Genomic DNA, 22,663 nt, shown 5'->3' on the forward strand with positions numbered 1-22,663 from the left:
TGTTGAACTGAGAATAATTCCTAATTTAGATCATCAATATTAATTTGATTTTAGCATAAAATCACCTAGTTTGTTTCTTAACTAATATATTAACACTTACTCCCACCTGAATACCAAATACATTATGAGTTGTACCTGACAGTTTAGGATTTTTGCGAACATTCCCCCCTAAATCAAATACGTAAATTTGATCAAAATGTTTTTCTAATTCCTGTCTCATGCCATCAAAAGCAATTTGTTCAATAAAACTGTTATTAGTGACAAAAGCAATAATACCCTCTTCTTTGATTCTATCACTTGCCCAACGAATTGCTTTCACATAAGGATCTGATAATTTATTTTTTAATGTTGCTTTTGATGCTTTTGCGTAGGTTGCAGACACACGATCATCTATACCTGTTTTATCTTTTGTAGTATATTTCCTATTTTTATTATTATCATTTTCATTCAATTGTCCTGCATTATAAGGAGGATTACCAATAATCACAAAAATATCAGATTTCCTTTGTTTTTCCACTCGTTTCATGTTATCTGGACTAAATAAATCCAATTGTTGAATATTTTGATCTTCAAAGGTATCAACTAAACAAATACCCTCAAAAGATTTATATTCTCCAGCTTGCTCAAAATACTCATGCTCAATATTCATAGAAGCAATATAATAAGGTAATAACATCACCTCATTACAATGTAATTCATGTTCATATTTATAGGGTAAAGCTGATTTTTGAATTTCCGCTATTTCTCGCATTATTCTAATAATAAAATTACCTGTTCCCACAAAAGGATCAAGAATATGTACACCTTTATCAACCAAGGATTTACCAAACTCTCTTTGTAAAATATTCTCCACACTTTTGACCATAAAATTAACAATCGGTTGAGGAGTATAAACAATTCCGTGAGTATCGGCAACTTTTACAGAAAAACCTTGAAAAAAGCGCTCATAAATTTTATTGAGAAAATCCTGTTTTTGGGAAAAATCATCAATAGTTGCGGCGGTTTCTTCAATTGCACCATAAAACCGATCTAAACTACTTAAAAAATGACTGCGACTAAAGGATTTAGAAGTTAAAGCATTAATTACTTTCTCAATTTCCACAGCGATGATATTGCGTTGAGCAAAATCAGGATTATTAAACACATTTCTAAAAATGCGCTCAGTTAATAAATGTTGAATTAACATTTCCTCAACGGCTGCTTCTGAAATATTAGGATTAATTGATTGACGACAAAGTTTGAAAAATTCGGCAAAAGCATCAATAAATTTTTTATTTTTCTGGCTTTGTTCTTTAATTAATCTTAATAATGCAGTTGCGTGTTCTTCCACTCGCAGTCCAAACTCATCAGCGGCTTTTTCCCATTGTTCAATTGCGGGAGGACGATATTCAAAAAGTTGTCGTAATACATCTACTAAGTTTTGGGGTTTGGTAATATCTTCATCCATTACCAATTTACCATCTTGGTAAAGAATTGCCCTTTCTGGTTGTTGAAAAATAATATTATCTTTGGGATAATCAATAGCTAGTTTTTTCTGGACTTCTTTTTTTAAATTATCTTTAGTGTCTTTAGCTTCCCAATAAGCACGAGCTAAGTTATAACTATCAACTAAAGCCCCATCAACTCTTTTTCGTTTTTTAATAGCATATTCTTGTACTAGAGTCCATTTAAACTGTTGACAGCAAGACTCAAGCAACTTTTGAAAAGCCACTTTTACCGCAGTTTCATGAACAACTCCCAGTTTTTTGAAATTTTCTAATTCTTCGTAATATTGCTTGACAGGTTTATGGGTTGGTTTGAGGTTAAGACTGGACATATAATTAAAACTAGTTTGTGGTTATATTACCACATTCTACTTTTGCTACGGTTAATCATAGGAAATGAATAAGACGCAATTTGTCTTGCTGGGATAGTTGATTAATAGTAGGTAGCAGTTCATTTAGAGACATATAGCAAGTGATGAGCTTTTAACGTTCAAATGTCTTACTTACTGTTATTGCTTTTATTCTGCTGAGTTGTTTTGAAAATTGTAAGGGAAAAGCGCAAAGCTTCGTCCTGCTTTTGTTGTTCACGAGCTAAACGCTGTCTCGATTTTAAGGTTTCTCTTAATAAGTACCTAACCCAGCTATCTAAATCTGCCCCAAATTTATACTCATCCAGCAAAGCTTCTTCTAAAAAACCAAGAAATATTTGAAGCAGATCAGAAGTAGTCAGTTCTAGATAGCGATTAAAGAAATTTGATTCTTCAGGCCAGTGAGGTAAAGTACGATCCCCTAAACCCATATCTTTCGCTAATTCAATTAGATCATAGTAATCTGTGTACCAAATATCCTCATAGTCCATATCAGGAAATATCCTGAAGTTATTACCAAGGTATACTATTGCTTTCATAAGATTATCAATAACTCGCTGTTGTTCTTGAGCAGAGTAATGTTCTTCGATAGCTGCTCTCAAACTCCGCCCCAATTGATAACCTCTTTGAGAAGTTATCTGTTTATCCCTTTCCAATTGGTCTTTTGAAAGTTTTTCACCCTGAAAATATTCGCTTTGAGGCAAGCTGTCATGATTTATCCGCGCTGCATCCAATTCAGGATTATGAGTACCGGAAATGAGCGTCTGTAGTAGCTTTAAAAGTGACATAGCAAAAGATCCTCATGTTTACTAAAAAATTTAATTTGACAAATAGGATAGACCAAAAATCACCTATATAATCAAATTTCTCGAAGCAAATGTAAGAAAAAACTTACCTGCAACATCATATACGATTATAATGTGTAGTGTAAATTTTTGGTCGGAGTGCAGAAGTGACAGAAGAAATTGATTTGATGAAACTTGTAATCGAAGTAGATGATGAGCTTATTCAAAAAGGGATAGAACCCTCTTCACGTCCTCTACATACTTACTTAACGATTACACAGCGATTGAAACCCGGCAGCAGTGTCACACTTGAATATGATCCCCTATTTAACGCTATAAATCAAATATATAAAGAACTATATCGTTTAACAGATTTAGTAATGCCACCTATCCATATAGGAACATTTATGTTTCGAGATATCTTTTTTCCTCTACGGATACCACTTATTTTTGGTTCACCAGCAATTAATCCAATAGATTTTCTAATAGATATACCTGACATACAAAAAAGATGGTTATTTAATGATCAGTAGACCGCCCTAACATTCTTAGATCAGGTTATCGATCTCATGGATTTTACGTATGGACTTGATGATCTTGGGCAGATGGGAAAGATACCAGATAAAACAGTAGAATTGTGGTATCTAGCAAAACAGCAGATGGAAGCAGCATCGGCAACACTTCTAGGATCGTTCAATAAATATGCCGTAATCCAAAACTGTTGTATTGCAACTGAGCTACTTTTAAAAGGTGCTTTAATAACTTTTGGTTTTGATGAAGAAACTTTACGAAAACAGTACGGGCATAATTTTAAAAAGCTAGTAAATACAAGTTATCAACATCTATCTAACCTCGACAAAGAAACTCTGCTATTTGTAGTTCAGCAGTTTCCTGATTATGTTAAAAGTCGGTATGAAGATCAAAAATTTTCACGATTGGATCTTGGTAAATTTTTGATGAATACTCAATATATCAGTGGTGAAATTTTGCGTCAGTTCTCTAATCGCAATTGTCGAGAAGACTTTACAGCAATGCCGAATAGAAATTGGGATTTAACTTATAGGACATTCCCAAAAAAGTAGAGTGATATCATATCTGCTTGAATACCCATCAATGTTGTGGTAGCTATTAGCTGAAATTATGATAGTGTATTTACATTCAACTTTTAGAACTCTCTTGAAAAATCAGTAACCCATTTATCAAAAATCATGTATCCCCCTTGACACTAGGGACAAAATAGGGTAAACAAAAGCAGAAAAACAAAACAAAAACCCCATTTACCCAAAAAATCCCAGGGCAAAAATAGGGAACAAAAAACCGAAATTTCTCAAACAATTGCACCATCAAAAACCCTAAATAACTTACCTTAACCTTCACGGATAGGCATAGCGAAACCACCGCATACAACGTCACCTAATACGTCGTAAGATACGAAATCTAAATCTGTGTAAGCACCGTTTTCTTCTAAGAAGTTAATAGCGGTGATAATACCACGACCTGCACAACCTACACCGGGTTCTGGACCACCAGATTCAACGCACTTAACACCACGGAAACCGGTCAGCATTACTTCATGTAATTCTAAATCTTCAACTGCACCTCTTTCAGCAGCTAAGTGTAATACTGTGGTTTGAGCCTTAGAGTGTAGCATCAAACGGGTAGAATCTGCTTTAGGGTCGCAACCTACGATCATGATGCGTTGACCCATTTCAGCCATAGCAGCTAGGGTGTTTTGAGAGGTGGTAGATTTACCGATACCGCCCTTGCCGTAGAATGCTATCTGTCTAATATTTTCGTCGCTCATTGTTCCGTTTTCCTAGTATTTAGTGGTTTACTTGTTTTGGGAATATCTCACGCCTTCTATCTACGGCAGTGAGGGTCTATAGAACGTCGCTATGGGGGCGATCGCTCTACGGAATTTGTCATCTTTTTCATGGTTGTTTATTGGGTTAGAAGAATGATTTTTTACTGGTCAATTGTCACTGGTGAATTAACTTAATTAACAATTAAATTGCTTCCACAATGATGTCTTTACTAATACGTTCGCGGAGTCTTGATTCAATGGCTATCTTTAATGTAGCGGTGCTACTGGGACATGAACCACAAGCACCTTTTAATATTACTTGAATTTTATCGCCTTGAATATCATATAGTTCTACGTCTCCCCCATCGGCAATTAAAACGGGTCGGACTTCTTCGTCTAATACTTTTTGAATTAGGGCAATTCTTTGGACGTTAGTTAATGGTTTTTGTTGTCCTAATTGAGAAGATTGGTTTGTGGCTAATTCGCTTTGGTTATGAATTTTCTCTTTAGCCAACTCTTGTTTAACTTCTTTGATTATATCATCAATTTTCGCTAAACAGGAACCGCATCCGCCACCAGCTTTTACATAATTTGTTACCTGTTCGGCACTGAAGAGATTGTTTTGTTGGATGGCTTTCTTTATTTTAGCATCACTAATTCCAAAACAACTACAGATTAGGACACCTTCATCATCGTCATCATGGGCAGCTAATGGAATACCACGATAGTTATAAATAGCTGCTTCTAATGCTTCTTGTCCCATGACAGAACAGTGCATTTTTGCTTCAGGTAGGCCACCTAAATAAGCCGCAATTTCTTTATTTGTGACTTTTAAAGCCTCATCTAAAGTTAGACCTTTAATCATTTCTGTTAAGGCGCTAGAAGAAGCGATCGCACTAGTACAACCAAAGGTTTGAAAACGTGCATCTAATATTTTATCGGTGGCTTCTTCAACTTTCAAATGTAATCTTAAAGCGTCACCGCAAGCAATACTTCCTACTTCTCCAGTGGCAATTTTAATACCAACTTCATGAGTATCTTCCATCGCGCCTTGATTTTTAGGATCGTAAAATAGTTCTAATACTTTCTCTGTGTAGTCCCACATAATTAATTCTTGTTAATTGATAATTGGTGATTGATAATTGGTGATTGGTAATTGGTAATTGGTAATTGGTAATTGGTAATTAATGATTTTCACTATTACCTATTACCCATTAACTAATTACCGATTTACTAATGTTTGTTCTTGCTGTTGTAACCAACCAGCATCATCATTTTTAAAGGGAGATAAAGCTCTCAACTTTTCCACAATTTCTGGCATTACTGCTATTACTTGATCAATTTCTGCTTCTGTTGTGTAGCGAGAAAGGCTGAAGCGAATTGAACCATGTAAAGTGGTGTAAGGTAAACCCATTGCTCTTAAAACATGGGAAGGTTCAAGTGAACCAGAAGTACAAGCAGAACCGGAAGAAGCACAAATTCCATGTTTATTTAATAGTAACAAAATCGCTTCACCTTCAATATATTTAAAACCAATATTTGTGGTGTTAGGCAATCTATTTTTTACGTCACCATTAACTTGACATTCAGGAATCTTAGCAAGTAAATTTTGTTCCAGGCGATCGCGTAATTGTTTAGTTTTTGTTCTAGTCTGTTCCAAATGTAAAAGTTCCAACTCTGCCGCTTTTCCTAATGCGATAATACCGGGAACATTTTCTGTACCTGCTCTGCGTCCTCTTTCTTGATGTCCACCAATTAAGAAGGGACGAAATCTTACTCCACGTCTAACATACAAAGCACCAATACCCTTGGGAGCGTGAATTTTATGACCAGACATAGTTAATAAATCTATGGTGCTGGTTTTCATATTTAAGGGTACTTTTCCTACCGCTTGCACTGCATCAACGTGAAAGATTGCTCCATATTCTTTAACTATAGCACCAATTTCTTCGATGGGAAAAATTGTTCCAGTTTCATTATTGGCATACATTACTGTTACTAAAGCTGTATTTCCAGTAATCGAAGCCTCTAATTCATTCAAGTCAATTTGTCCATGATTATTTACTGACAAATATGTTACTTGATACCCTTGAGTTTCCAATTGTTTACAAACATTTAAAACTGCTGCGTGTTCTACTTGGGAAGTGATGATATGGCGTTTTTCTGGTTGGGCTAATAAAGCAGCACGAATGGCCGCATTATCACCTTCTGTACCACAACTGGTAAAGACAATTTCTGACTCATCAGCACCAATTAAATTAGCAACTTGTTGTCTAGCAATTTTCACACTTTTACCTAATTGGCCACCAAAAGTGTGCATACTAGAAGGATTACCATAATAATCAGTGAGAACAGGCATCATTGCCTCAAGTACCAAGGGATCTATCTTTGTAGTGGCATTATTATCCAGATAGATGCAATCTTTTAGCATAGTTGACATAAGAAATTATAAAGTATGAATAATTTGGTAATTGGTAATTGGTGATTAGTAATTGGTGAGGGTTTAGCAATGCTAAACACCTACAATATTCGGGATTTACTATCACCTGCTACCTAAATAATTACTTGATTCTTTTGCAATTGTTCCGAAAACTTTTGAGAATAGGTTTTATACCAACATTCCCAATAATCTTGTTTATTTGTTAATTTGGCAATGAGTTGATTATATTTTTTAAACCAACTTTCCCAATAGTCAGTAGTTTCCTCCACACAACCATCATAGGTAGGACAAACGGCTTTACATTGAGGTACAGTATGAATACTACCAGCGCAGTTTGTACACAGTTTCGCATCAATGTGGTGCTGATTGTCTACCATTGTGATTGCACCATTAGGACAAACTGACAAACAACGTTTACAGGAAATACACTCTGCTGTGATTTTGTAAGCCATAACTATTTCTCCTTGATGGTAATTTGGTAATAGGTAATTGGTGATGGGTAGTTGGTAATTGGTAATTGGTGATTGGTGATTGATGATTTATAAAATATTTGCCACTAATACTGTCACCTGTCACCTGTTACCTGTCACCTATTTTTTCCTATTACCTATTACCTATTCCTTGACGTATTGTTGATAAAACTCTAAGGCAACTTTTTCGATTACGTCGTAAGCCTCTATAGCCTTAATTCCTACTGCTTCTAATTTCTCTTTAGGACAGTTACCAATTTTAGAAACTAAGACTGCTTGACAATCTGCGATCGCTTTCATTATATTCTCTGCTGTTGCCTCTTCGCCGTATCCTCCTTGACAATATTGGTCAATTTTTCTATGACTTACAAATCTCACTTCTTTACCATCCACTTCGTACACTTGAAACTCTTTCGCATGGCCGAAATGTTGATTTACTAGTCCGCCTCCTTTTGTTGCTACTGCCACTAAAATCTTAGGGCTATTAACAACTGGTTCAGCATTTTGTACCTTAGCTTTTGCTAGTTTGATCTCCTCTCTAAATTTCTCAATTCCTTCGTGAATTTCTTGACGAGTTTCTAAATTATATTCGGGAGACATTTCCATGAATTTATCTTTAGTAAACTCTTGGCTTCTATCTTCTCCTAATAATCCTACTGCATCGGCTCGACATTGACGACAATGCCGCATCATTTTCATATTACCAGCACATTGATCTTGAACTTCTTTAAGTTCTTTTCCGCTGGGTCCACGTTGCCCAATTAAACCAAAATGTGTTCCATGTTCTGGTGCAGAAATTAGTGGCATGATGTTATGTAAAAATGCTCCATGCTCACGAATTTTTTTATTAACTTCCACCAAATGTTGATCATTAATTCCGGGAATCATCACCGAATTAACTTTACATAAAATATCAGCTTCTTTTAAAGCTTGTAACCCTTCTAACTGCTTTTCTAGCAGAATTTTTGCACCTTCAATTCCTTTATAACGTTTGCGTTTATAGTGTACCCAAGAATAGATTTTCGCGCCTATTTCTGGATCAATAGTATTCAGGGTGATAGTAACGTGATCTATATTTAACTCTTTAATGCGATCAATATATTCAGGCAACATTAAGCCGTTTGTTGATAAGCATAGCTTAATATCTGGAGCTTTATCTGCAATCAACTCAAAGGTGCGAAATGTCTTTTCGGGATTTGCTAAAGGATCACCAGGTCCAGCTATTCCTAAAACTGTCATTTGCGGAATTTTTCCCGCAATTACTAACACTTTATGGGCAGCTTCTTCTGGTGTTAATAATTCGCTAACTACTCCCGGACGACTTTCGTTAGCACAGTCATACTTGCGGTTACAATAGTTACATTGAATATTGCAAGCAGGAGCGACTGCCACGTGCATCCTTGCATAGTGATGATGTGCCTCTTCACTGTAACAGGGATGTTTCTCGATGCGCTCTCTGAGTTTTTCATCCATTTCCGGTGCTGTGGTGCTATCACAACCGCAACCACCAGATTTAGCGGGTTTAATGGTTTGTGTACTAGATAGTGTCATTTAATTTCGCAAGGGTCGGTGGACTGGATAACCACTGTGAGAGGTTGATATTCACTTATATCTGATGAATTATATAACTGTCAGTTGCTTTCAATAAAGTACAGGCAGAACATAGACAAACATAAAGTTCTCTTAATTTGAGAGTGTTATCATTAGTTCATAATTACCCTGATAATTGTTCTTCTAGCCAAAATTCCATCAGTTTGATGATTTTGGGTATAATCGCAACTTCAATTTAGTCAATTTAGTTCAGATATAGCGCTATTTCATCCCTCACGGGCGGGGAGAACCCGCCCCTAACACTTTTGACTCTTTGTTAAGGAGCGTTAAGTGATTGGCGATAAATGATTTATAGCAGGGGTTTTTTTAGGAGTGTTCTGGGTTGTCAGGATAGAATTTATTGGATTTATTATGTTTGCACTCAAATCTTCAATTCCTTGATTTGCAACTATAACAAAATTCAAAAGTTTTTTTTTGGGATGAGGTACTAGTATTTTTCAGTTGGGGTTCAAGTATTTATAGTTGGGGGTTCAAGTTTTCTTTGTACTCATTTATAATTTAGTTATCATCAGCATTTGAGCTATTTATCTGTTATTTTGCCGTTACATTTCTCTGTACTCAAACCTTTATAAAATCTAAATTTGATTACATATTTGAGATGGAAAGCTCAAGTAAGTAAGTCTTACTACTCCAAAAAAATGCAAAATTCTATTTATGTATATACCATATCATTGTTTTTTGAGAAAAAATCTAATTTATATTTTTTTAATATTTATTGTTAAATTCATCTATTCTTTATCCTGTCTAGGTTCTGGAAGATTTGAGGTAATTTTGAAGATTTGTTAATTGTCAATTAATTTCATTAGTTAATAAAATCCTGGACTTTTCAGAAGTTGATAGGTTCAGATCCCTGACTTGTTTAAGAAGTCGGGGATCTTGGAAAATAAAATAAAGAATCCGGTTGTTTGACTCACAAAACTATAGAATATTGGTAGTAGTTATAAGTACATCCAGTAGAGACCAGTAGAGAACAGTAAAGGGGAGAAATTACCAATTACTCAACTAATAGCTGACTTTAAATTTCTCTCATGAGTACAACTTAATATTTAATCTCCTATCTGATGTCAAGTATTGATAATATGGACATTAGACCAATTTATTTTGAGTACAAAAAGTCTATTACCTTATTTGATAAATACCAGTACCCATATTAGAAAATGCTAGTACCTCTACCCCATAAAAATTATTAAGTTGTATTAAAGTTGTTTTAAATAGGGGTTTTCAGCTATTGAGTACAAAGTTAATAAATTCAATATATTTAATCTACATGGTTGAAAATAGCGGATGAATAAGTATCTGATATAAGCAGAAAGAGTAAAAGGTCATTTTCATCTGAGATTACCAATGCACCAGTCTTTAAAAAGTGTCAGTCATGCTGATACTATAAATCAAAAGGATCACGATTTTCAAGGTTTTCATGGGATATGGACAACGTTAATAAGTGATTTTCGCATCATTTTTGAGCGTGATCCTGCTGCTAGAAATTGGTTAGAGGTCATATTTTGTTATCCCGGATTTCATGCCTTATGTTTATATCGTTTAGCACATTGGTTATATTGTCGTCAAGTGAGTTTCATTCCTCGCTTTATTTCTCATTTAACTAGATTTTTCACTGGTATTGAAATTCATCCAGGGTCAAAAATTGGTAAGGGTGTTTTTATTGATCATGGTATGGGGGTGGTAATTGGAGAAACGGCAATTATCGGCGATAATGTTCTCATTTACCAAGGTGTTACCTTAGGAGGAACTGGTAAGGAAACTGGTAAAAGACATCCCACTTTAGGTAATAATGTGGTAGTTGGTGCGGGAGCTAAGGTATTAGGAAATATTCACATTGGCGATCGCGTGCGAATTGGTGCGGGTTCAATTGTGTTAAGAAATATTCCTGCGGATGCTACTGTGGTTGGTATTCCTGGAAGAATAGTCTCTCGTAAACCAAATGTGAAAGTTGCACATTTAGAACATGGTAAATTACCTGATGTGGAAGCGGAAGTAATTCGTACTTTAGTTTCGCGCATTGAGGAATTAGAAAAACAAATGCAAACCCTGAAAAATCATCAACAAAACGATGTATGAATTTGAAAATTGTGCATTTCACAGTGAACAAGTATTACAACTTCCTCCAAGCGATCGCACAGATCTTTATCAAAGATTACAACAATTAGATATTAGTTGTTATTGTGATTTGCAGGGTTATTTACATATAGAAACTAATAATACACGAGAAGTAATTCTTGTGAGAACGGTATTAATGGAATTTTTTGCATCTCGTGATCAATTAGTTACATGGTTAAAACAATGTTGGGGTAATTATGAATATAGATGAAATATAGATCAAATGTGGATTAAGTCATTATTTCGTGATAAATTATCTTGCTATTTATAGATAATTATTGTAAAGTCAAAAGAATTAATAATTATTGACTATTCAGTATTGATTATCAGTTATTAATTCTTGACTATTGTTTATTTGTATAATTGTAATGAGTAATAGTGATAGGAAATTGTTGGAATTTTTGCATAAAGAACTACAAATTTCTCAAGAAGACATTGATGTAGCATTAAAACATCCTGAATTAAATTATGGTCCATTACCGATGTTATTGTGGCAATATGGTTTAGTTAATTTACAACAATTGGAGAAAATATTTGATTGGTTAGCAGAACAAACCTAATTATCAACTCAAAACTATCATTTGTAGGGTGCATCAGATATCAATAATTTATTGATTCACAGTATTCTTACAGTCTGACGCACCCTACTAATATGTTATTTTTACCAGGATTTATTAATAGTTGTATGAATTACTATTTAATAGTATAAACTCAGATAGAAACTGATCAAAATCATACAAAAAAATCCTGATGGATTATACATAATTTTGGTTTGATAGCATACAGATGTAAAGATAATTATTGAGGAATAATTAAGGATCGTAAATTAATAAAAGGTAAGCATTCAGCCATCAGCCGTCAGCTATCATGAAATATTTTAACATGAACAATGAAAAGAAATAGATGCAGATAACAGTGAAATTACAATTTCTCAATTCCTGTTATTACTTCTATTAGCTAATTGCTGATTACTAAAAGCTGAATACTTACAAAAAAAGCAAATAGCCGTCAGGATTCAGAAACAGGATATTTTGAACAACCTGATGCAAAATCACAAAAAAATCCAGAAAAGGAATGTGAAAAATGTATCAAGTTACTATTAATGATACGACATTACGTGATGGAGAACAAGCGGCTGGCGTTGCTTTTAATTTAGAGGAAAAAGTAGCGATCGCTCGATTTTTAGATGCCATAGGTATCCCCGAAATAGAAGTAGGTATTCCTGCTATGGGTAGCGAAGAAATTCGCGCCATTACAGCCATCAAAAACTTAAATTTACAGACTAAATTACTAGGTTGGAATCGTGCCGTAATATCAGATATTAAGGCTTCAATTCGTTGTGGTTTAGACAGAATACACATAGCAATTCCTGTTTCTGGTATTCAAATTGCAGCCAAATTTAATAATCAATGGCGCACCAGTTTACAAAGACTAACCGATTGTATAAACTTCGCCTTAGATCATAATTTATGGGTATCTGTAGGGGGAGAAGATTCATCCAGGGCTGATCCTACATTTTTAGAAGATGTGGCACTTTTAGCCCAAGAATTAGGTGCTTCTCGGTTTAGATTTTGTGATACAGTGGGCATATTAGATCCTTTCACAACTCACCTAAAAGTTAAACATTTAGTTTCCAGATTATCCATACCTGTGGAAATACATACTCATAATGATTTCGGATTAGCAACAGCTAACGCCTTAGCAGGTATCAAAGCCGGAGCATTATCAGTTAATACTACTGTAAATGGATTAGGAGAAAGGGCAGGAAATGCAGCATTAGAAGAAGTAATTATGGCGTTAAAATTGATTTATGGAGTAGATTTAGAAATTGATACTCGCCATTTATTAGAACTATCTAAATTAGTAACTAATGCTTGTGGTGCGAATATGCAACCCTGGAAAGCAATAGTAGGAGAAAATACATTTGCCCATGAATCAGGTATTCACGCAGATGGAGTTTTAAAAAATCCCGAAACCTATGAACCATTTTCTCCAGAGGAAGTGGGTTGGGAACGTCGTTTAGTAATAGGTAAACATTCAGGAAGACATTTATTATCTAATCTATTAGAACAGCAGGGAATATTTTTAGATGATCAAGAAACCCAAGCTGTGTTAACTTTAGTGCGTCACCAATCAACGGTAAAAAAACGCAACCTTTCCATAGAAGAATTATTAAATTTAGTTGATGAACAAAGGTATTCCCATGCAACGAGATGAAATAGAAATAGATGCACCACCAATTTTTGAAATAGGTGAAAAAGTAAGAATAAAAAAACTCATCAAAAATGATGGTACTTTTCCAGGTAAAGAAATTGGACAAGTATTAGCAAAAATTGGTGATGAGGGATATGTAGCAAGTATAGGAACTTTTTTACAAGCATACTATATTTACGCTGTCCATTTTTTAGATACAGGGTACATTATCGGCTGTCGAAAAAGAGAACTAGAATCTGCTGAGGAAAAATAATGAAAGTAATGTTGCGTTTGAATGATGCGGGAACTTTGGTAGTCTATGTCGCTAAAAAAGACCTAGAAGAAGAAGTTGTTAAACAAACAGATGGAGATGCTGGTAAAATTCTCACTTTAGCAAATGGTTGGGAATTAGAATTTAGTGAATTACCAGATAAAAGTAGTTTACCTTTGACAGTGGAAGCTAAACGTTTAGCTTAGTTACTATTAAGATCCCGACATATTAAGTTAGGGGTTTAGCAGCTAACCAGCATAAATGTTAACTTAACGTAAAATTCATAGCCTGACTGGGAATGATAGCGTAGCATAAGCCATATTTCCAGTCTAATAGCAAAAGTCATCTAAAGATGACTAAATAACCCGAAAATTTTTTAGATTGTTTAGTTTACTTTAGTAAACTTTAGCTATTAGCCCGGAAATTCATTTCTGGGCGGGTTTGTCAGCTAAACAAATAAGGCTTCTGTAGCTTAATTTCACACCAATGAGTAAGGCTAAACCCCTACAAAGATATGTTTTCTATTTCATTCAGGTTTGATATATGAATCAGAAATATTTGACCTTATCGGAATTGAATATTGAAGGACAATTTTTAGGTTTTGTTGGTAGTAAACCAGAGAGATATAAACATTTGCAGTTAGCTATTCCCGCAGGAAATATTAAAATCAAAATCCCTAAAGATTTACGTTGTTCTTTAGTTTCTGCTTTAGTTCCTGGGGAACAAATTAGAATTAATGCTATTAGTCAATTAAATCCCCGTAACAATAAATTAAAACTGCAAGCATATCAAATTCATCCAGTGGGTTTTTGTCCTTTACAAAATCGTATTTCGCCAAATCAAGAAGCGAAAATTATGGTGTGTCAAAAATCAGGATGTATGAAAAAAGGTGGTCAAGGATTATTATCAGACTTAGAGAAAACATTGTGCGATCGCGGATTACTGCATAAAGTAAAAATAGAACATACAGACTGTCAAAAACGCTGTGGAAGCGCACCAAATTGTGTATTAAAAGTAGGAAAAAAACAATACAAAAAAATGCATCCAGAAAGTATAGCATCCTTGCTAGAAAATCATTTTTCTTGAACATCAAATCCCCATTAGATCCCCGACTTATTTAAGAAATCAGGGATCTTGTTTTATGCAATTAGGAAACATAGGAAACAATTTAATATTACTCCACGTCATCAATAATTAATCATTCTCATATTATGCTAATGAAAAATCATGAAAAACCTTCTTTTATTAACTACAATTCTATCATTAACCACTTTAATAACAATTCCCACATTTGCTAATCCTGCACATCAAAACCATCAAATCAATCATAGTAATTATCTCAAACCCGTAGTAATTCCTAAAAATCAATTACCCACACCATTAACCAGAGGAATGATATTTAGAGAAATTGCTAGTGGTGGAATAACTGGAAGAACTCAAGAAACAGTTTTAATGGATGATGGCAGACTTTTAAAAGTAGTAATAGGAGATGCTAACGACTCTCAAAGAAGTGTGAAAAAAGTTTCATTAGCACAAGTTAGACAATTTGAAAAATTACTGAGAAAATCCAACTTAAAAAAATTTAATAGATTGAGTTATCCTGTAGCTAGTGGCGCTGCTGATTATATTACCTATACCTTAACCGGTAAAACAAGCACAACACAATATAATGATATTTCTCAATCACAATTACCAAATAAATTAGATGATGTTGTTAAAGCATGGAATCAATTAAAAAATAGCGCTGAATAATGTCAATAGTCAATAGAATAATTGGCGATTAGAAATCACATCTACACAAACAAAGTCCACGCAGGTGGACTTTGTTTGTGTAGTAGCGAATTATATTCGCCCTTTTAAAACATCATCTTATAACATTGTATTTTCTTCTAAAAATTTACCAATATCACCATCATATAAATCAATAATAGAAATAATAACTTGTTTAACTTTCAAAGGATTATGATCACAAAAATTACATAAATCATACTTTTGTTGATCACTTCCTTGTAGTGATTTTGATTCTATCAGAGAAAAGGGTATTTCTGGTGAATTGTCTAACTTTAAACAACGTACAGATGATAGCCAATATTCCAAAAAAGTAATTTCTTGATGTTGTTCTCGACTAGTGAAAATAATACAACTTTGATGATGAGATTCAGTAATTATTTTCATGAATTGAATATACTCAAAATGGTCAATATTTACATTATCTAAGATAATTAAACAGCGATGGGTACGCAAATAATGGATAATTTTATTAATATCGGGTTTGGTTTCTTTGTGATGGGAGAATAAAGATAGCAAATCATTCAGCATAGTATCAAAATACGGGACTGTCGGTAGTGAACGCCAAAAAACGTAATTAAACTGATCCTGAATTTGTTTTGCGAGGTGCGTGACAAAAGTAGTTTTACCGACTCCTTCCATCCCTAATAATGATACTAAGCGACAGCTATCCTGTAAAATCCATGATTCTAGCTGTATCAGTTCTTCGTTGCGTCCGTAAAATGTGGAAATATCAATTCCTGTTCCCCAGTCTTGATTGAATATATTTGGTTTTTTTTACGTATTTGTACGTATGCGGGGGGGAGGGTAGATATTACTTGAACACTGGTAGTAATTTCTTGCCAATCTAGATTTAATTTACGACACAGTTCTTCAAAGCTTGTATAACTAACAGGTTTACCAGTCAGGAAATTGCTAACTGTGCTTAGGGATAACCCTGTATCATAAGCTAAGGCTTTTACAGCTAACTCTGCTGCTCAATTTAACAAATCTCGCTGCACCACTTTCCCCTGCTTAAATTGAGCAATGGAACGTTCTAGATGGGCTGCATTTGCTGGAGACTTCAATAAATGCACAGTCTCCATGAGACTATTAAAAAACTCCAGGGACATCACCACCGCATCATCAGCATCCCGTCTAGTGATAATTGTATAGTCGGCATCTTCCGTCACCTGGTCTAAAACTGTTTTCAGACTATTTCTGGCCTCGCTAAAAGAGATAATTTTCATTGGCGGCGAACCTGTACTTTTTATTGTACAAGTATAGCGGGTTTAGGCAAATTTTACAAACCCTAATTAAAATTCAATATTCATAGTATCAGAAAACCAATGATCATCAATTAACTGTTCTAAAGTATAAGGACATTGATCAGGAAAAGTATTTTTCTTTAATTTAATAGCTTTTTGATAATTATTTTCTTTTTCTTGATCAAGATGTTTTCTTAAATTCGTAGTCATATCGGTTTCTAATTCACTACGAAAATTCACAATTTTCGCCGCCCAATGACGACGATTTATGCTTTCTAATTCCCAATATTCAATTAATAGTAAATGAATGATAATTTGTCTTAAATAACTTTCTCCACTGCGTTTAGTATCTTTAACGAAATTTTCTAAAACCTCACTTAAACTATCTAAATCTACATCATTTAACTGATTATTTTTTATTTGTTCCAAGGTCATTTCATACCAAGCTAAATAGTCTGATTTATATAAATTTTGTAAATTTATTAAGCTATTTGTGCTGAAAGTTTGCATATTTTTACCTCAAGAAATAATATAATTTCATTATACTCCATAAAAATCCTCATCCAGAATTTCCTCAATCCCAAAAGGACAAATTATAGGATACTCACTTTCTTCCGGTAAACGAACCCCAAATTTAGCCAATTTACCCTCCTTAATTGCCAATTTTCGCCCATCAGGATAGGCTTTTTCTACTGCTTCTATTAAAAAACTTTTCAAAGATGGAGTATCTGCTACAGGACTTACGCAACTGGCACATTGGTAGGGTGTGTCAGATATCAACAATTTGGTTATTTACATGATTTATACTGTCTGACGCACCCTACAACAGATTTTTTAGTGTGACACTTGCGTAAGTCCTATGCTAAATTATCTAAAACCCGTTGACGATGTTCTACCACAGAACTATACCAACTTGTTTTCATAGAGTCGGGTACATCATGCTGAATTTTTAATTTGAGTAAGTGAGCTAATAAGATTTTAATATTACTTCTGAGTGTATTTTTCTCTGACTTACCCAAATAACCAATGACATTAATGGTTACTCTTAATGATTTACGTGATTCTATCAGTGAAGATAGTGCTAAAAAAAATTAAATTCTCAGCATAAATAATTACTGTTCATACTTGATTTTATCACACTATTTTGATAATTTTATCTACTATAAAATTTTAACGCAATATGGTAATATAAACAGTTATAATCAAAATGGCTCTATATTTCTGTAACTTTTATGACTGTAGTTACTGCTAAACGCTTTACCATATCTGAATATCACCGTCTAGCGGAACTTAGCTTCTTTAGAGAAGATGAGCGAGTAGAATTAATTAGGGGTGAAATAATTCAGATGGCTGCAAAAGGTACATCACATTGTGTTTGTGAAACACTATTATGTCAAGAATTAATTCAGCTTTTATTAGGTCGTGCTATGGTTAGAGGACAACAACCTATTATTATTGCTGATCACAGTGAACCAGAACCAGATGTAACCATTGTCAGAAAAGTTAAAGATAACTATCTTTCCAGTCATCCCCAACCATCGGATATATTACTTTTAATTGAAGTTTCTAATTCCACTTTAAAATATGATCAAGAAGTAAAATTACCTCTTTATGCAGAAGCAGGAATTTCTAATTATTGGATTTTCAATTTAATTAATTATCGTTTAGAGTGTTACAGTCAACCTTATCAAGATGCACAGGCAAATTTTGATTATCGTCATAAATTAATTTTATTACCTCATGAATCGGTTAAATTACCATGTTTTCCTGATTTAATTTTGGACTTATCTAAAGTATTTCCTGGGTAAAAATTAGAAAGTACAATATTAATTTGCCAATTTGAGTAAAATTTCATACACACAGGAAACAATTTAACATTACTCTACGTCATCAACAAGTAATCATTGTCATATTATGCTAATCAAAAATCATGAAAAACCTTCTTTTATTAACTACAATTCTATCATTAACCACGTTAATAACAATTCCCACATTTGCTAATCCTGCACATCAAAACCATCAAATCAATCATAGTAATTATCTCAAACCCGTAGTAATTCCTAAAAATCAATTACCCACACCATTAACCAGAGGGATGATATTTAGAGAAATTGCCAGTGGTGGAATAATTAAAAGAACTCAAGAAACAGTATTAATGGATGATGGGAGACTTTTAAAATTGGTTATACCGAAAGCTGTAAATTGGACACCAGTGACTACTGACACATATATAGATGGAGCAAGATATCAAGGAATAAACTTGAGAGCGATGAATCAAACTGGTGCGGATAGTTCATTAGTTATGCTAGATATTTTCGGTTGCAATACACAACATAATTACACTTTGAAAGAACTTTATTCAAATACAAGTTCAGTATTTTATACTGTGCAGTGATCATAATGCGGTGTATTGACAGCTATTGATCAACTGTCCGTCAAGTACGACCCTAAACCCACTGAAAGTATCTTGTAATTGACGGGATGTGTAAGGGTTTAGCATTGCGCTTTACCCCTACTATAATGTTAAAATAATTAAAATGTAATCATGAGAAAAACCTATGTTACAAACCATCCAAGGAATCTATAAAAACGGACAAATAAAACTTTCTGAAATACCCCAAGGAATTACTGAAAGTTATGTTTTTGTGACATTCTTACCAACTAAACCCACTGCTTGGCCAGAAATGATTATCCACCATCAAGGTATAACAGAAAATATCATCTTTGAATCTTATCGAGACGAACTATTACCACCTAAAGAAATAGAATTTTAATCATGGCTTATTTACTCGATACTTGCGTAGTTAGTGATTTTGTCAAGGGGGAACAAAATACATTAAAGCAACTTAAATCAATTTCTCCTACGGATATTTTTATTTCATCTTTAACAGTGATGGAAATAAAATATGGATTAGGATAACATTGTATTTTCTTCTAAAAATTTACCAATATCACCATCATATAAATCAATAATAGAAATAATAACTTGTTTAACTTTCAAAGGATTATGATCACAAAAATTACATAAATCATACTTTTGTTGATCACTTCCTTGTAGTGATTTTGATTCTATCAGAGAAAAGGGTATTTCTGGTGAATTGTCTAACTTTAAACAACGTACAGATGATAGCCAATATTCCAAAAAAGTAATTTCTTGATGTTGTTCTCGACTAGTGAAAATAATACAACTTTGATGATGAGATTCAGTAATTATTTTCATGAATTGAATATACTCAAAATGGTCAATATTTACATTATCTAAGATAATTAAACAGCGATAGGCACGCAAATAATGGATAATTTTATTAATATCGGGTTTGGTTTCTTTGTGATGGGAGAATAAAGATAGCAAATCATTCAGCATAGTATCAAAACACGGGACTGTCGGTAGTGAACGCCAAAAAACGTAATTAAACTGATCCTGAATTTGTTTTGCGAGGTGCGTGACAAAAGTAGTTTTACCGACTCCTTCCATCCCTAATAATGATACTAAGCGACAGCTATCTTGTAAAATCCATGATTCTAGCTGTATCAGTTCTTCGTTGCGTCCGTAAAATGTGGAAATATCAATTCCTGTTCCCCAGTCTCGACTGGATATATTTAGTTTTTTTTTACGTATTTGTAGGTATGCGGGGGGGTAGAAGTTACATCCTCATTGGTAGCGGCAATTTCTCGCCAGTCGAGGTTTAATTTGCGACATAATTCTTCAAAATTTGCATAAGCGACGGGTTTACCTGTAAGGAAATTGCTAACTGTGGTTAGGGATAACCCTGTATCATAGGCTAAGGCTCTTTGGCTTGGGTAGCCATTATGTGTAACTGCTATCTTAACTTTATTAATGTAGTTATTATGAACACATAGTGATCTGGGCATTGGTATTTTTCGATTATTTGCTTTACATAAGAGTATATTTTCGATTGTATATTTGTTTGTCTCTATTAATTTAATTTCAGAAAAGTCGGTAATAAGTCTGTAATAAGTCGGTAACAAATCAGTATTTCTCAGTACAGAAGTTGGTACAGGGTTGGATAGACTAGAAAAATGTTAAGTATTATTGCTTAATTACTAAGAAATATAGACATAAAATCTATCTTCCGCACTCTCAACTGTCACAATCGGTTTTTACCATTTTTTATGATAACATGAGGTTATATTGTATACTAATTATCAAAAAATTAACGGAGGTAGGATGCCAGCAAGGCATAATTTATATCCAAAAATCAAGAGAAAATTAAGTGATAATACCATGTGACACCCCAGGGTGCGGAATGTGGGATAAAAATCTATATTTTTAATAAACAAATTCCTTAGGTGAGTTAAAAATGCCCCAGTCATTTTAAGTGTTTCAGACTTCACTTGAGCAGCAAGTTCTAATGTTACGAACGAGATTGCTTTCTTTCAACCTCGAACTCACATAAGCCTTAAAAAAATATAAATTAGTGAGATAAATTTATGTTTTTCAGCACATCTGAACGTCGAATGCACTTGATAAGATTGTTTTTAACAATTGCATGGATAGGATTAATTATATCTTTGTTATATGATCCTTGGACTCCCATACTAACTGAACCAGAGCAAATCTGGAGTCCACTACGACTGACTAATAACTGTATTCAGGTACAAGGAAAATGCCTATCACAGCAACCCTATCCCCTGGGAACTACATTATTTTGGGGGGCAGTTATTCCGATTTCAGTCTTCATTTTACTTGTTTTTGGACATGAACTGTGGCGCAGGATTTGTCCTCTATCTTTCATATCACAAATTCCCCGTGCCTTGGGCTGGCAGCGTCAGTTGAAACGGGAGAATCCCAAGACAGGGAAAATACGTTATGAGTTAGTGAGAGTTAAACCAGATTCCTGGTTGGGAAAAAATTACTCTTATGTACAGTTTACATGGCTTTTTGCAGGGCTATGTGGTCGGATTTTATTTTTCAATGCAGATCGTTTAGTTTTGATATTATGGTTGTTATTGACAATTATATTTGCTATTACCGTTGGTTATTTATATAGTGGAAAGTCTTGGTGTAATTACTTTTGTCCAATGGCTATCCCACAAAAGATTTATAGCGAACCTAGTGGATTATTCACCAGTCAAGCTCATACAAGTGATCAACTCATTACTCAATCAATGTGCCGCATTACATTACCAGACGGCAAAGAACAAAGTGCTTGTGTCGCCTGCCAAAATCCTTGCATTGATATTGATTCTGAACAGGCTTATTGGGCTGACTTGAAAAAACCTGAAGCATCATTTTTACGTTACGGTTATGTCGGTTTAGTTATCGGCTATTTTATTTATTATTACCTATATGCAGGTAATTGGGAATATTACTTCTCTGGTGCTTGGGCATGGCAAACAGACCAACTTACCTCACTATTTAAACCTGGATTTTATATTTTCGGAAAGACAATTAACATACCCAAAATAATTGCAGTACCGATGACACTTTCAATGTTTACAGCGATCGCTTATGTCTTAGGACGCTTTGCAGAAAAAAAAGCAAAAGCTTATAGTCGTCGTCATAATCTCAATATTTCTTCAGATACAATTAGACATCGGATTTTTACCCTTTGTACTTTTAGCATTTTCAATTTCTTTTTTATTTTTAGTGGTCGCCCATTAATTCAATTACTGCCATTATGGATACAATATATCTATGATCTAGTATTAGTATTACTTAGTACACTTTGGATTTACAAAACTTGGTCACGCAACCCAGATATTTATTCACGAGAAAGTGTGGCCAATCGTTTCCGAAAACAACTAGAAAAACTACAGATCAATCTCCCAAAATTTTTAGATGGGCGTTCTATTGAAGACTTAAATACCCATGAAGTCTATATATTAGCAAAAGTATTACCAGGTTTCACAAAAGATAAACTATATCAAGTTTATAAAGGAGTTTTGCGAGAAGCTATGGAAGAGGGCTTCGTCAACTACTCCGGCAGTTTAGAAGTATTCCAGCAAATGCGGCAAGAATTAGAAATTACAGAAGATGAACATTCGCAAATTCTTAATGAATTGGGTATTGAAGAGCCAGAACTCCTTAATACCAATCCTCAGCGTAATCTATAAAATTACATA

The 22,663-nt window shown here is 34.1% G+C and carries 27 protein-coding genes and 3 pseudogenes; 15 read left to right on the forward strand and 15 right to left on the reverse strand.

Going from position 1 to position 22,663, the window contains the following annotated elements; translation table 11 throughout:
- Positions 1-61: 61 nt before the first annotated feature.
- Together H6F32_RS14260 and H6F32_RS14265 are read right to left on the reverse strand one after the other, a co-directional pair.
- A complete protein-coding gene (locus tag H6F32_RS14260) occupies positions 62-1,816 on the reverse strand; it encodes an N-6 DNA methylase (RefSeq protein ID WP_190369985.1) in 1,755 nt (584 codons plus the stop codon).
- Positions 1,817-1,983: 167 nt separating this feature from the next.
- Positions 1,984-2,640 carry a hypothetical protein gene (locus tag H6F32_RS14265; protein ID WP_190369986.1) on the reverse strand — a complete coding sequence of 219 codons (657 nt, stop codon included), beginning with the start codon at positions 2,638-2,640 and terminating at the stop codon, positions 1,984-1,986.
- 164 nt (positions 2,641-2,804) lie between these two features.
- Here H6F32_RS14265 and H6F32_RS14270 point away from each other — a divergent pair, with 164 nt between their 5' ends.
- Both H6F32_RS14270 and H6F32_RS14275 read left to right on the forward strand, forming a co-directional pair.
- A complete protein-coding gene (locus H6F32_RS14270; protein ID WP_190369987.1) occupies positions 2,805-3,170 on the forward strand; it encodes a hypothetical protein in 366 nt (121 codons plus the stop codon).
- A gap of 36 nt (positions 3,171-3,206) precedes the next feature.
- Positions 3,207-3,719, forward strand: a complete 513-nt coding sequence (locus H6F32_RS14275) for a hypothetical protein (protein ID WP_190369988.1) — start codon at positions 3,207-3,209, stop codon at positions 3,717-3,719.
- 287 nt (positions 3,720-4,006) lie between these two features.
- On the opposite strand, the pseudogene H6F32_RS14280 reads toward H6F32_RS14275, so the two are convergent.
- The 5 genes and pseudogenes from H6F32_RS14280 to nifB all read right to left on the reverse strand — a co-directional run.
- A pseudogene (locus H6F32_RS14280) lies at positions 4,007-4,441 on the reverse strand (AAA family ATPase); the annotation flags it as partial.
- A 202-nt stretch (positions 4,442-4,643) separates the two neighbouring features.
- On the reverse strand, positions 4,644-5,546 hold the full coding sequence (gene nifU / locus H6F32_RS14285; protein WP_190369990.1) for a Fe-S cluster assembly protein NifU: 903 nt from the start codon (positions 5,544-5,546) through the stop codon (positions 4,644-4,646).
- Positions 5,547-5,663: 117 nt separating this feature from the next.
- The gene (gene nifS / locus H6F32_RS14290; RefSeq protein ID WP_190370016.1) at positions 5,664-6,872 is read right to left on the reverse strand and encodes a cysteine desulfurase NifS; all 1,209 of its coding nucleotides are present in this window, start codon (positions 6,870-6,872) and stop codon (positions 5,664-5,666) included.
- Positions 6,873-6,994: 122 nt separating this feature from the next.
- Positions 6,995-7,333, reverse strand: coding sequence for a 4Fe-4S dicluster domain-containing protein (locus H6F32_RS14295; protein ID WP_190369991.1), 339 nt, complete (start codon positions 7,331-7,333; stop codon positions 6,995-6,997).
- 162 nt (positions 7,334-7,495) lie between these two features.
- A complete protein-coding gene (gene nifB, locus H6F32_RS14300; protein ID WP_190369992.1) occupies positions 7,496-8,902 on the reverse strand; it encodes a nitrogenase cofactor biosynthesis protein NifB in 1,407 nt (468 codons plus the stop codon).
- Between the two features lie 1,404 nt (positions 8,903-10,306).
- On the opposite strand from nifB, the gene cysE reads away from it, so the two are divergent.
- The 8 genes and pseudogenes from cysE to H6F32_RS14340 all read left to right on the forward strand — a co-directional run bounded on the left by cysE (position 10,307) and on the right by H6F32_RS14340 (position 15,293).
- Entirely contained in the window at positions 10,307-11,038 is a 732-nt protein-coding gene (gene cysE, locus H6F32_RS14305) for a serine O-acetyltransferase (protein WP_190369993.1), read from the forward strand.
- Positions 11,031-11,288, forward strand: a complete 258-nt coding sequence (locus tag H6F32_RS14310; RefSeq protein WP_190369994.1) for an Asr1405/Asl0597 family protein — start codon at positions 11,031-11,033, stop codon at positions 11,286-11,288. The genes cysE and H6F32_RS14310 overlap by 8 nt, the downstream gene beginning before the upstream one ends.
- Positions 11,289-11,439: 151 nt before the next feature.
- Positions 11,440-11,637, forward strand: coding sequence for a DUF2949 domain-containing protein (locus H6F32_RS14315; protein ID WP_190370017.1), 198 nt, complete (start codon positions 11,440-11,442; stop codon positions 11,635-11,637).
- 523 nt (positions 11,638-12,160) lie between these two features.
- On the forward strand, positions 12,161-13,294 hold the full coding sequence (nifV, locus tag H6F32_RS14320) for a homocitrate synthase (protein ID WP_190369995.1): 1,134 nt from the start codon (positions 12,161-12,163) through the stop codon (positions 13,292-13,294).
- Positions 13,281-13,569, forward strand: a pseudogene (locus H6F32_RS14325) (nitrogen fixation protein NifZ). Before nifV ends, H6F32_RS14325 begins: the two are co-directional and overlap by 14 nt.
- Entirely contained in the window at positions 13,544-13,747 is a 204-nt protein-coding gene (nifT, locus tag H6F32_RS14330) for a putative nitrogen fixation protein NifT (protein WP_190369997.1), read from the forward strand. The pseudogene H6F32_RS14325 and the gene nifT overlap by 26 nt, the downstream one beginning before the upstream one ends.
- A 337-nt stretch (positions 13,748-14,084) precedes the next feature.
- Positions 14,085-14,627: a (2Fe-2S) ferredoxin domain-containing protein gene (locus H6F32_RS14335; protein ID WP_190369998.1), complete on the forward strand. Its 543-nt coding sequence runs from the start codon at positions 14,085-14,087 to the stop codon at positions 14,625-14,627.
- Positions 14,628-14,768: 141 nt separating this feature from the next.
- Positions 14,769-15,293 (forward strand): hypothetical protein, encoded by a 525-nt coding sequence (locus H6F32_RS14340; RefSeq protein ID WP_190369999.1) that lies wholly within the window; start codon positions 14,769-14,771, stop codon positions 15,291-15,293.
- 117 nt (positions 15,294-15,410) lie between these two features.
- Here the strand turns inward: H6F32_RS14340 and H6F32_RS14345 are convergent, their stop codons facing one another.
- From H6F32_RS14345 to H6F32_RS14370, 6 genes and pseudogenes are all read right to left on the reverse strand, one after another.
- The gene (locus tag H6F32_RS14345) at positions 15,411-16,094 is read right to left on the reverse strand and encodes an NB-ARC domain-containing protein (RefSeq protein WP_313926644.1); all 684 of its coding nucleotides are present in this window, start codon (positions 16,092-16,094) and stop codon (positions 15,411-15,413) included.
- A pseudogene (locus tag H6F32_RS21250) lies at positions 16,028-16,282 on the reverse strand (helix-turn-helix domain-containing protein); the annotation flags it as partial. The pseudogene H6F32_RS21250 and the gene H6F32_RS14345, both read right to left, overlap by 67 nt.
- A gap of 24 nt (positions 16,283-16,306) precedes the next feature.
- Positions 16,307-16,558, reverse strand: coding sequence for a type II toxin-antitoxin system Phd/YefM family antitoxin (locus H6F32_RS14355; protein WP_190370000.1), 252 nt, complete (start codon positions 16,556-16,558; stop codon positions 16,307-16,309).
- A 66-nt stretch (positions 16,559-16,624) separates the two neighbouring features.
- Positions 16,625-17,086: a DUF29 domain-containing protein gene (locus H6F32_RS14360; protein WP_190370001.1), complete on the reverse strand. Its 462-nt coding sequence runs from the start codon at positions 17,084-17,086 to the stop codon at positions 16,625-16,627.
- A 30-nt stretch (positions 17,087-17,116) separates the two neighbouring features.
- Positions 17,117-17,359 (reverse strand): DUF29 family protein, encoded by a 243-nt coding sequence (locus H6F32_RS14365; RefSeq protein WP_395939617.1) that lies wholly within the window; start codon positions 17,357-17,359, stop codon positions 17,117-17,119.
- Positions 17,360-17,433: 74 nt separating this feature from the next.
- Positions 17,434-17,595 (reverse strand): DUF29 family protein, encoded by a 162-nt coding sequence (locus H6F32_RS14370; RefSeq protein ID WP_242031139.1) that lies wholly within the window; start codon positions 17,593-17,595, stop codon positions 17,434-17,436.
- A gap of 213 nt (positions 17,596-17,808) precedes the next feature.
- On the opposite strand from H6F32_RS14370, the gene H6F32_RS14375 reads away from it, so the two are divergent.
- The 4 genes from H6F32_RS14375 to H6F32_RS14390 all read left to right on the forward strand — a co-directional run bounded on the left by H6F32_RS14375 (position 17,809) and on the right by H6F32_RS14390 (position 19,496).
- Positions 17,809-18,384: a Uma2 family endonuclease gene (locus H6F32_RS14375; protein WP_190370002.1), complete on the forward strand. Its 576-nt coding sequence runs from the start codon at positions 17,809-17,811 to the stop codon at positions 18,382-18,384.
- Between the two features lie 122 nt (positions 18,385-18,506).
- Positions 18,507-18,971 (forward strand): hypothetical protein, encoded by a 465-nt coding sequence (locus H6F32_RS14380; RefSeq protein WP_190370003.1) that lies wholly within the window; start codon positions 18,507-18,509, stop codon positions 18,969-18,971.
- Positions 18,972-19,134: 163 nt separating this feature from the next.
- A complete protein-coding gene (locus H6F32_RS14385; protein WP_190370004.1) occupies positions 19,135-19,350 on the forward strand; it encodes a hypothetical protein in 216 nt (71 codons plus the stop codon).
- A 2-nt stretch (positions 19,351-19,352) separates the two neighbouring features.
- Positions 19,353-19,496 (forward strand): hypothetical protein, encoded by a 144-nt coding sequence (locus H6F32_RS14390; protein WP_242031140.1) that lies wholly within the window; start codon positions 19,353-19,355, stop codon positions 19,494-19,496.
- Here the strand turns inward: H6F32_RS14390 and H6F32_RS14395 are convergent.
- Positions 19,488-20,195, reverse strand: coding sequence for an NB-ARC domain-containing protein (locus H6F32_RS14395; protein ID WP_313926645.1), 708 nt, complete (start codon positions 20,193-20,195; stop codon positions 19,488-19,490). The two genes, H6F32_RS14390 and H6F32_RS14395, sit on opposite strands and share 9 nt — an antisense overlap.
- A complete protein-coding gene (locus H6F32_RS14400) occupies positions 20,177-20,449 on the reverse strand; it encodes a helix-turn-helix transcriptional regulator (RefSeq protein WP_190370005.1) in 273 nt (90 codons plus the stop codon). Before H6F32_RS14400 ends, H6F32_RS14395 begins: the two co-directional genes overlap by 19 nt.
- 579 nt (positions 20,450-21,028) lie before the next feature.
- Between H6F32_RS14400 and H6F32_RS14405 the strand changes: the two genes are divergently transcribed.
- Complete coding sequence (locus H6F32_RS14405) at positions 21,029-22,654, forward strand: hypothetical protein (protein ID WP_199294583.1); 1,626 nt, start codon at positions 21,029-21,031, stop codon at positions 22,652-22,654.
- Positions 22,655-22,663 lie beyond the last annotated feature (9 nt).

Source organism: Anabaena sp. FACHB-1237 (assembly GCF_014696225.1).
GTDB lineage: Bacteria > Cyanobacteriota > Cyanobacteriia > Cyanobacteriales > Nostocaceae > FACHB-1237.

Excerpts from the sequence above, each read along its gene's own strand:
- H6F32_RS14260 (WP_190369985.1), bottom strand. The coding sequence starts at position 1,816 with ATGTCCAGTCTTAACCTCAAACCAACCCATAAACCTGTCAAGCAATAT.
- H6F32_RS14265 (WP_190369986.1), bottom strand. The coding sequence starts at position 2,640 with ATGTCACTTTTAAAGCTACTACAGACGCTCATTTCCGGTACTCATAAT.
- H6F32_RS14275 (WP_190369988.1), top strand. The coding sequence starts at position 3,207 with ATGGATTTTACGTATGGACTTGATGATCTTGGGCAGATGGGAAAGATA.
- nifU (WP_190369990.1), bottom strand. The coding sequence starts at position 5,546 with ATGTGGGACTACACAGAGAAAGTATTAGAACTATTTTACGATCCTAAA.
- nifS (WP_190370016.1), bottom strand. The coding sequence starts at position 6,872 with ATGCTAAAAGATTGCATCTATCTGGATAATAATGCCACTACAAAGATA.
- H6F32_RS14295 (WP_190369991.1), bottom strand. The coding sequence starts at position 7,333 with ATGGCTTACAAAATCACAGCAGAGTGTATTTCCTGTAAACGTTGTTTG.
- nifB (WP_190369992.1), bottom strand. The coding sequence starts at position 8,902 with ATGACACTATCTAGTACACAAACCATTAAACCCGCTAAATCTGGTGGT.
- cysE (WP_190369993.1), top strand. The coding sequence starts at position 10,307 with ATGCACCAGTCTTTAAAAAGTGTCAGTCATGCTGATACTATAAATCAA.
- H6F32_RS14310 (WP_190369994.1), top strand. The coding sequence starts at position 11,031 with ATGTATGAATTTGAAAATTGTGCATTTCACAGTGAACAAGTATTACAA.
- nifV (WP_190369995.1), top strand. The coding sequence starts at position 12,161 with ATGTATCAAGTTACTATTAATGATACGACATTACGTGATGGAGAACAA.
- nifT (WP_190369997.1), top strand. The coding sequence starts at position 13,544 with ATGAAAGTAATGTTGCGTTTGAATGATGCGGGAACTTTGGTAGTCTAT.
- H6F32_RS14335 (WP_190369998.1), top strand. The coding sequence starts at position 14,085 with ATGAATCAGAAATATTTGACCTTATCGGAATTGAATATTGAAGGACAA.
- H6F32_RS14340 (WP_190369999.1), top strand. The coding sequence starts at position 14,769 with ATGAAAAACCTTCTTTTATTAACTACAATTCTATCATTAACCACTTTA.
- H6F32_RS14355 (WP_190370000.1), bottom strand. The coding sequence starts at position 16,558 with ATGAAAATTATCTCTTTTAGCGAGGCCAGAAATAGTCTGAAAACAGTT.
- H6F32_RS14360 (WP_190370001.1), bottom strand. The coding sequence starts at position 17,086 with ATGCAAACTTTCAGCACAAATAGCTTAATAAATTTACAAAATTTATAT.
- H6F32_RS14375 (WP_190370002.1), top strand. The coding sequence starts at position 17,809 with ATGACTGTAGTTACTGCTAAACGCTTTACCATATCTGAATATCACCGT.
- H6F32_RS14380 (WP_190370003.1), top strand. The coding sequence starts at position 18,507 with ATGAAAAACCTTCTTTTATTAACTACAATTCTATCATTAACCACGTTA.
- H6F32_RS14385 (WP_190370004.1), top strand. The coding sequence starts at position 19,135 with ATGTTACAAACCATCCAAGGAATCTATAAAAACGGACAAATAAAACTT.
- H6F32_RS14390 (WP_242031140.1), top strand. The coding sequence starts at position 19,353 with ATGGCTTATTTACTCGATACTTGCGTAGTTAGTGATTTTGTCAAGGGG.
- H6F32_RS14400 (WP_190370005.1), bottom strand. The coding sequence starts at position 20,449 with ATGCCCAGATCACTATGTGTTCATAATAACTACATTAATAAAGTTAAG.
- H6F32_RS14405 (WP_199294583.1), top strand. The coding sequence starts at position 21,029 with ATGTTTTTCAGCACATCTGAACGTCGAATGCACTTGATAAGATTGTTT.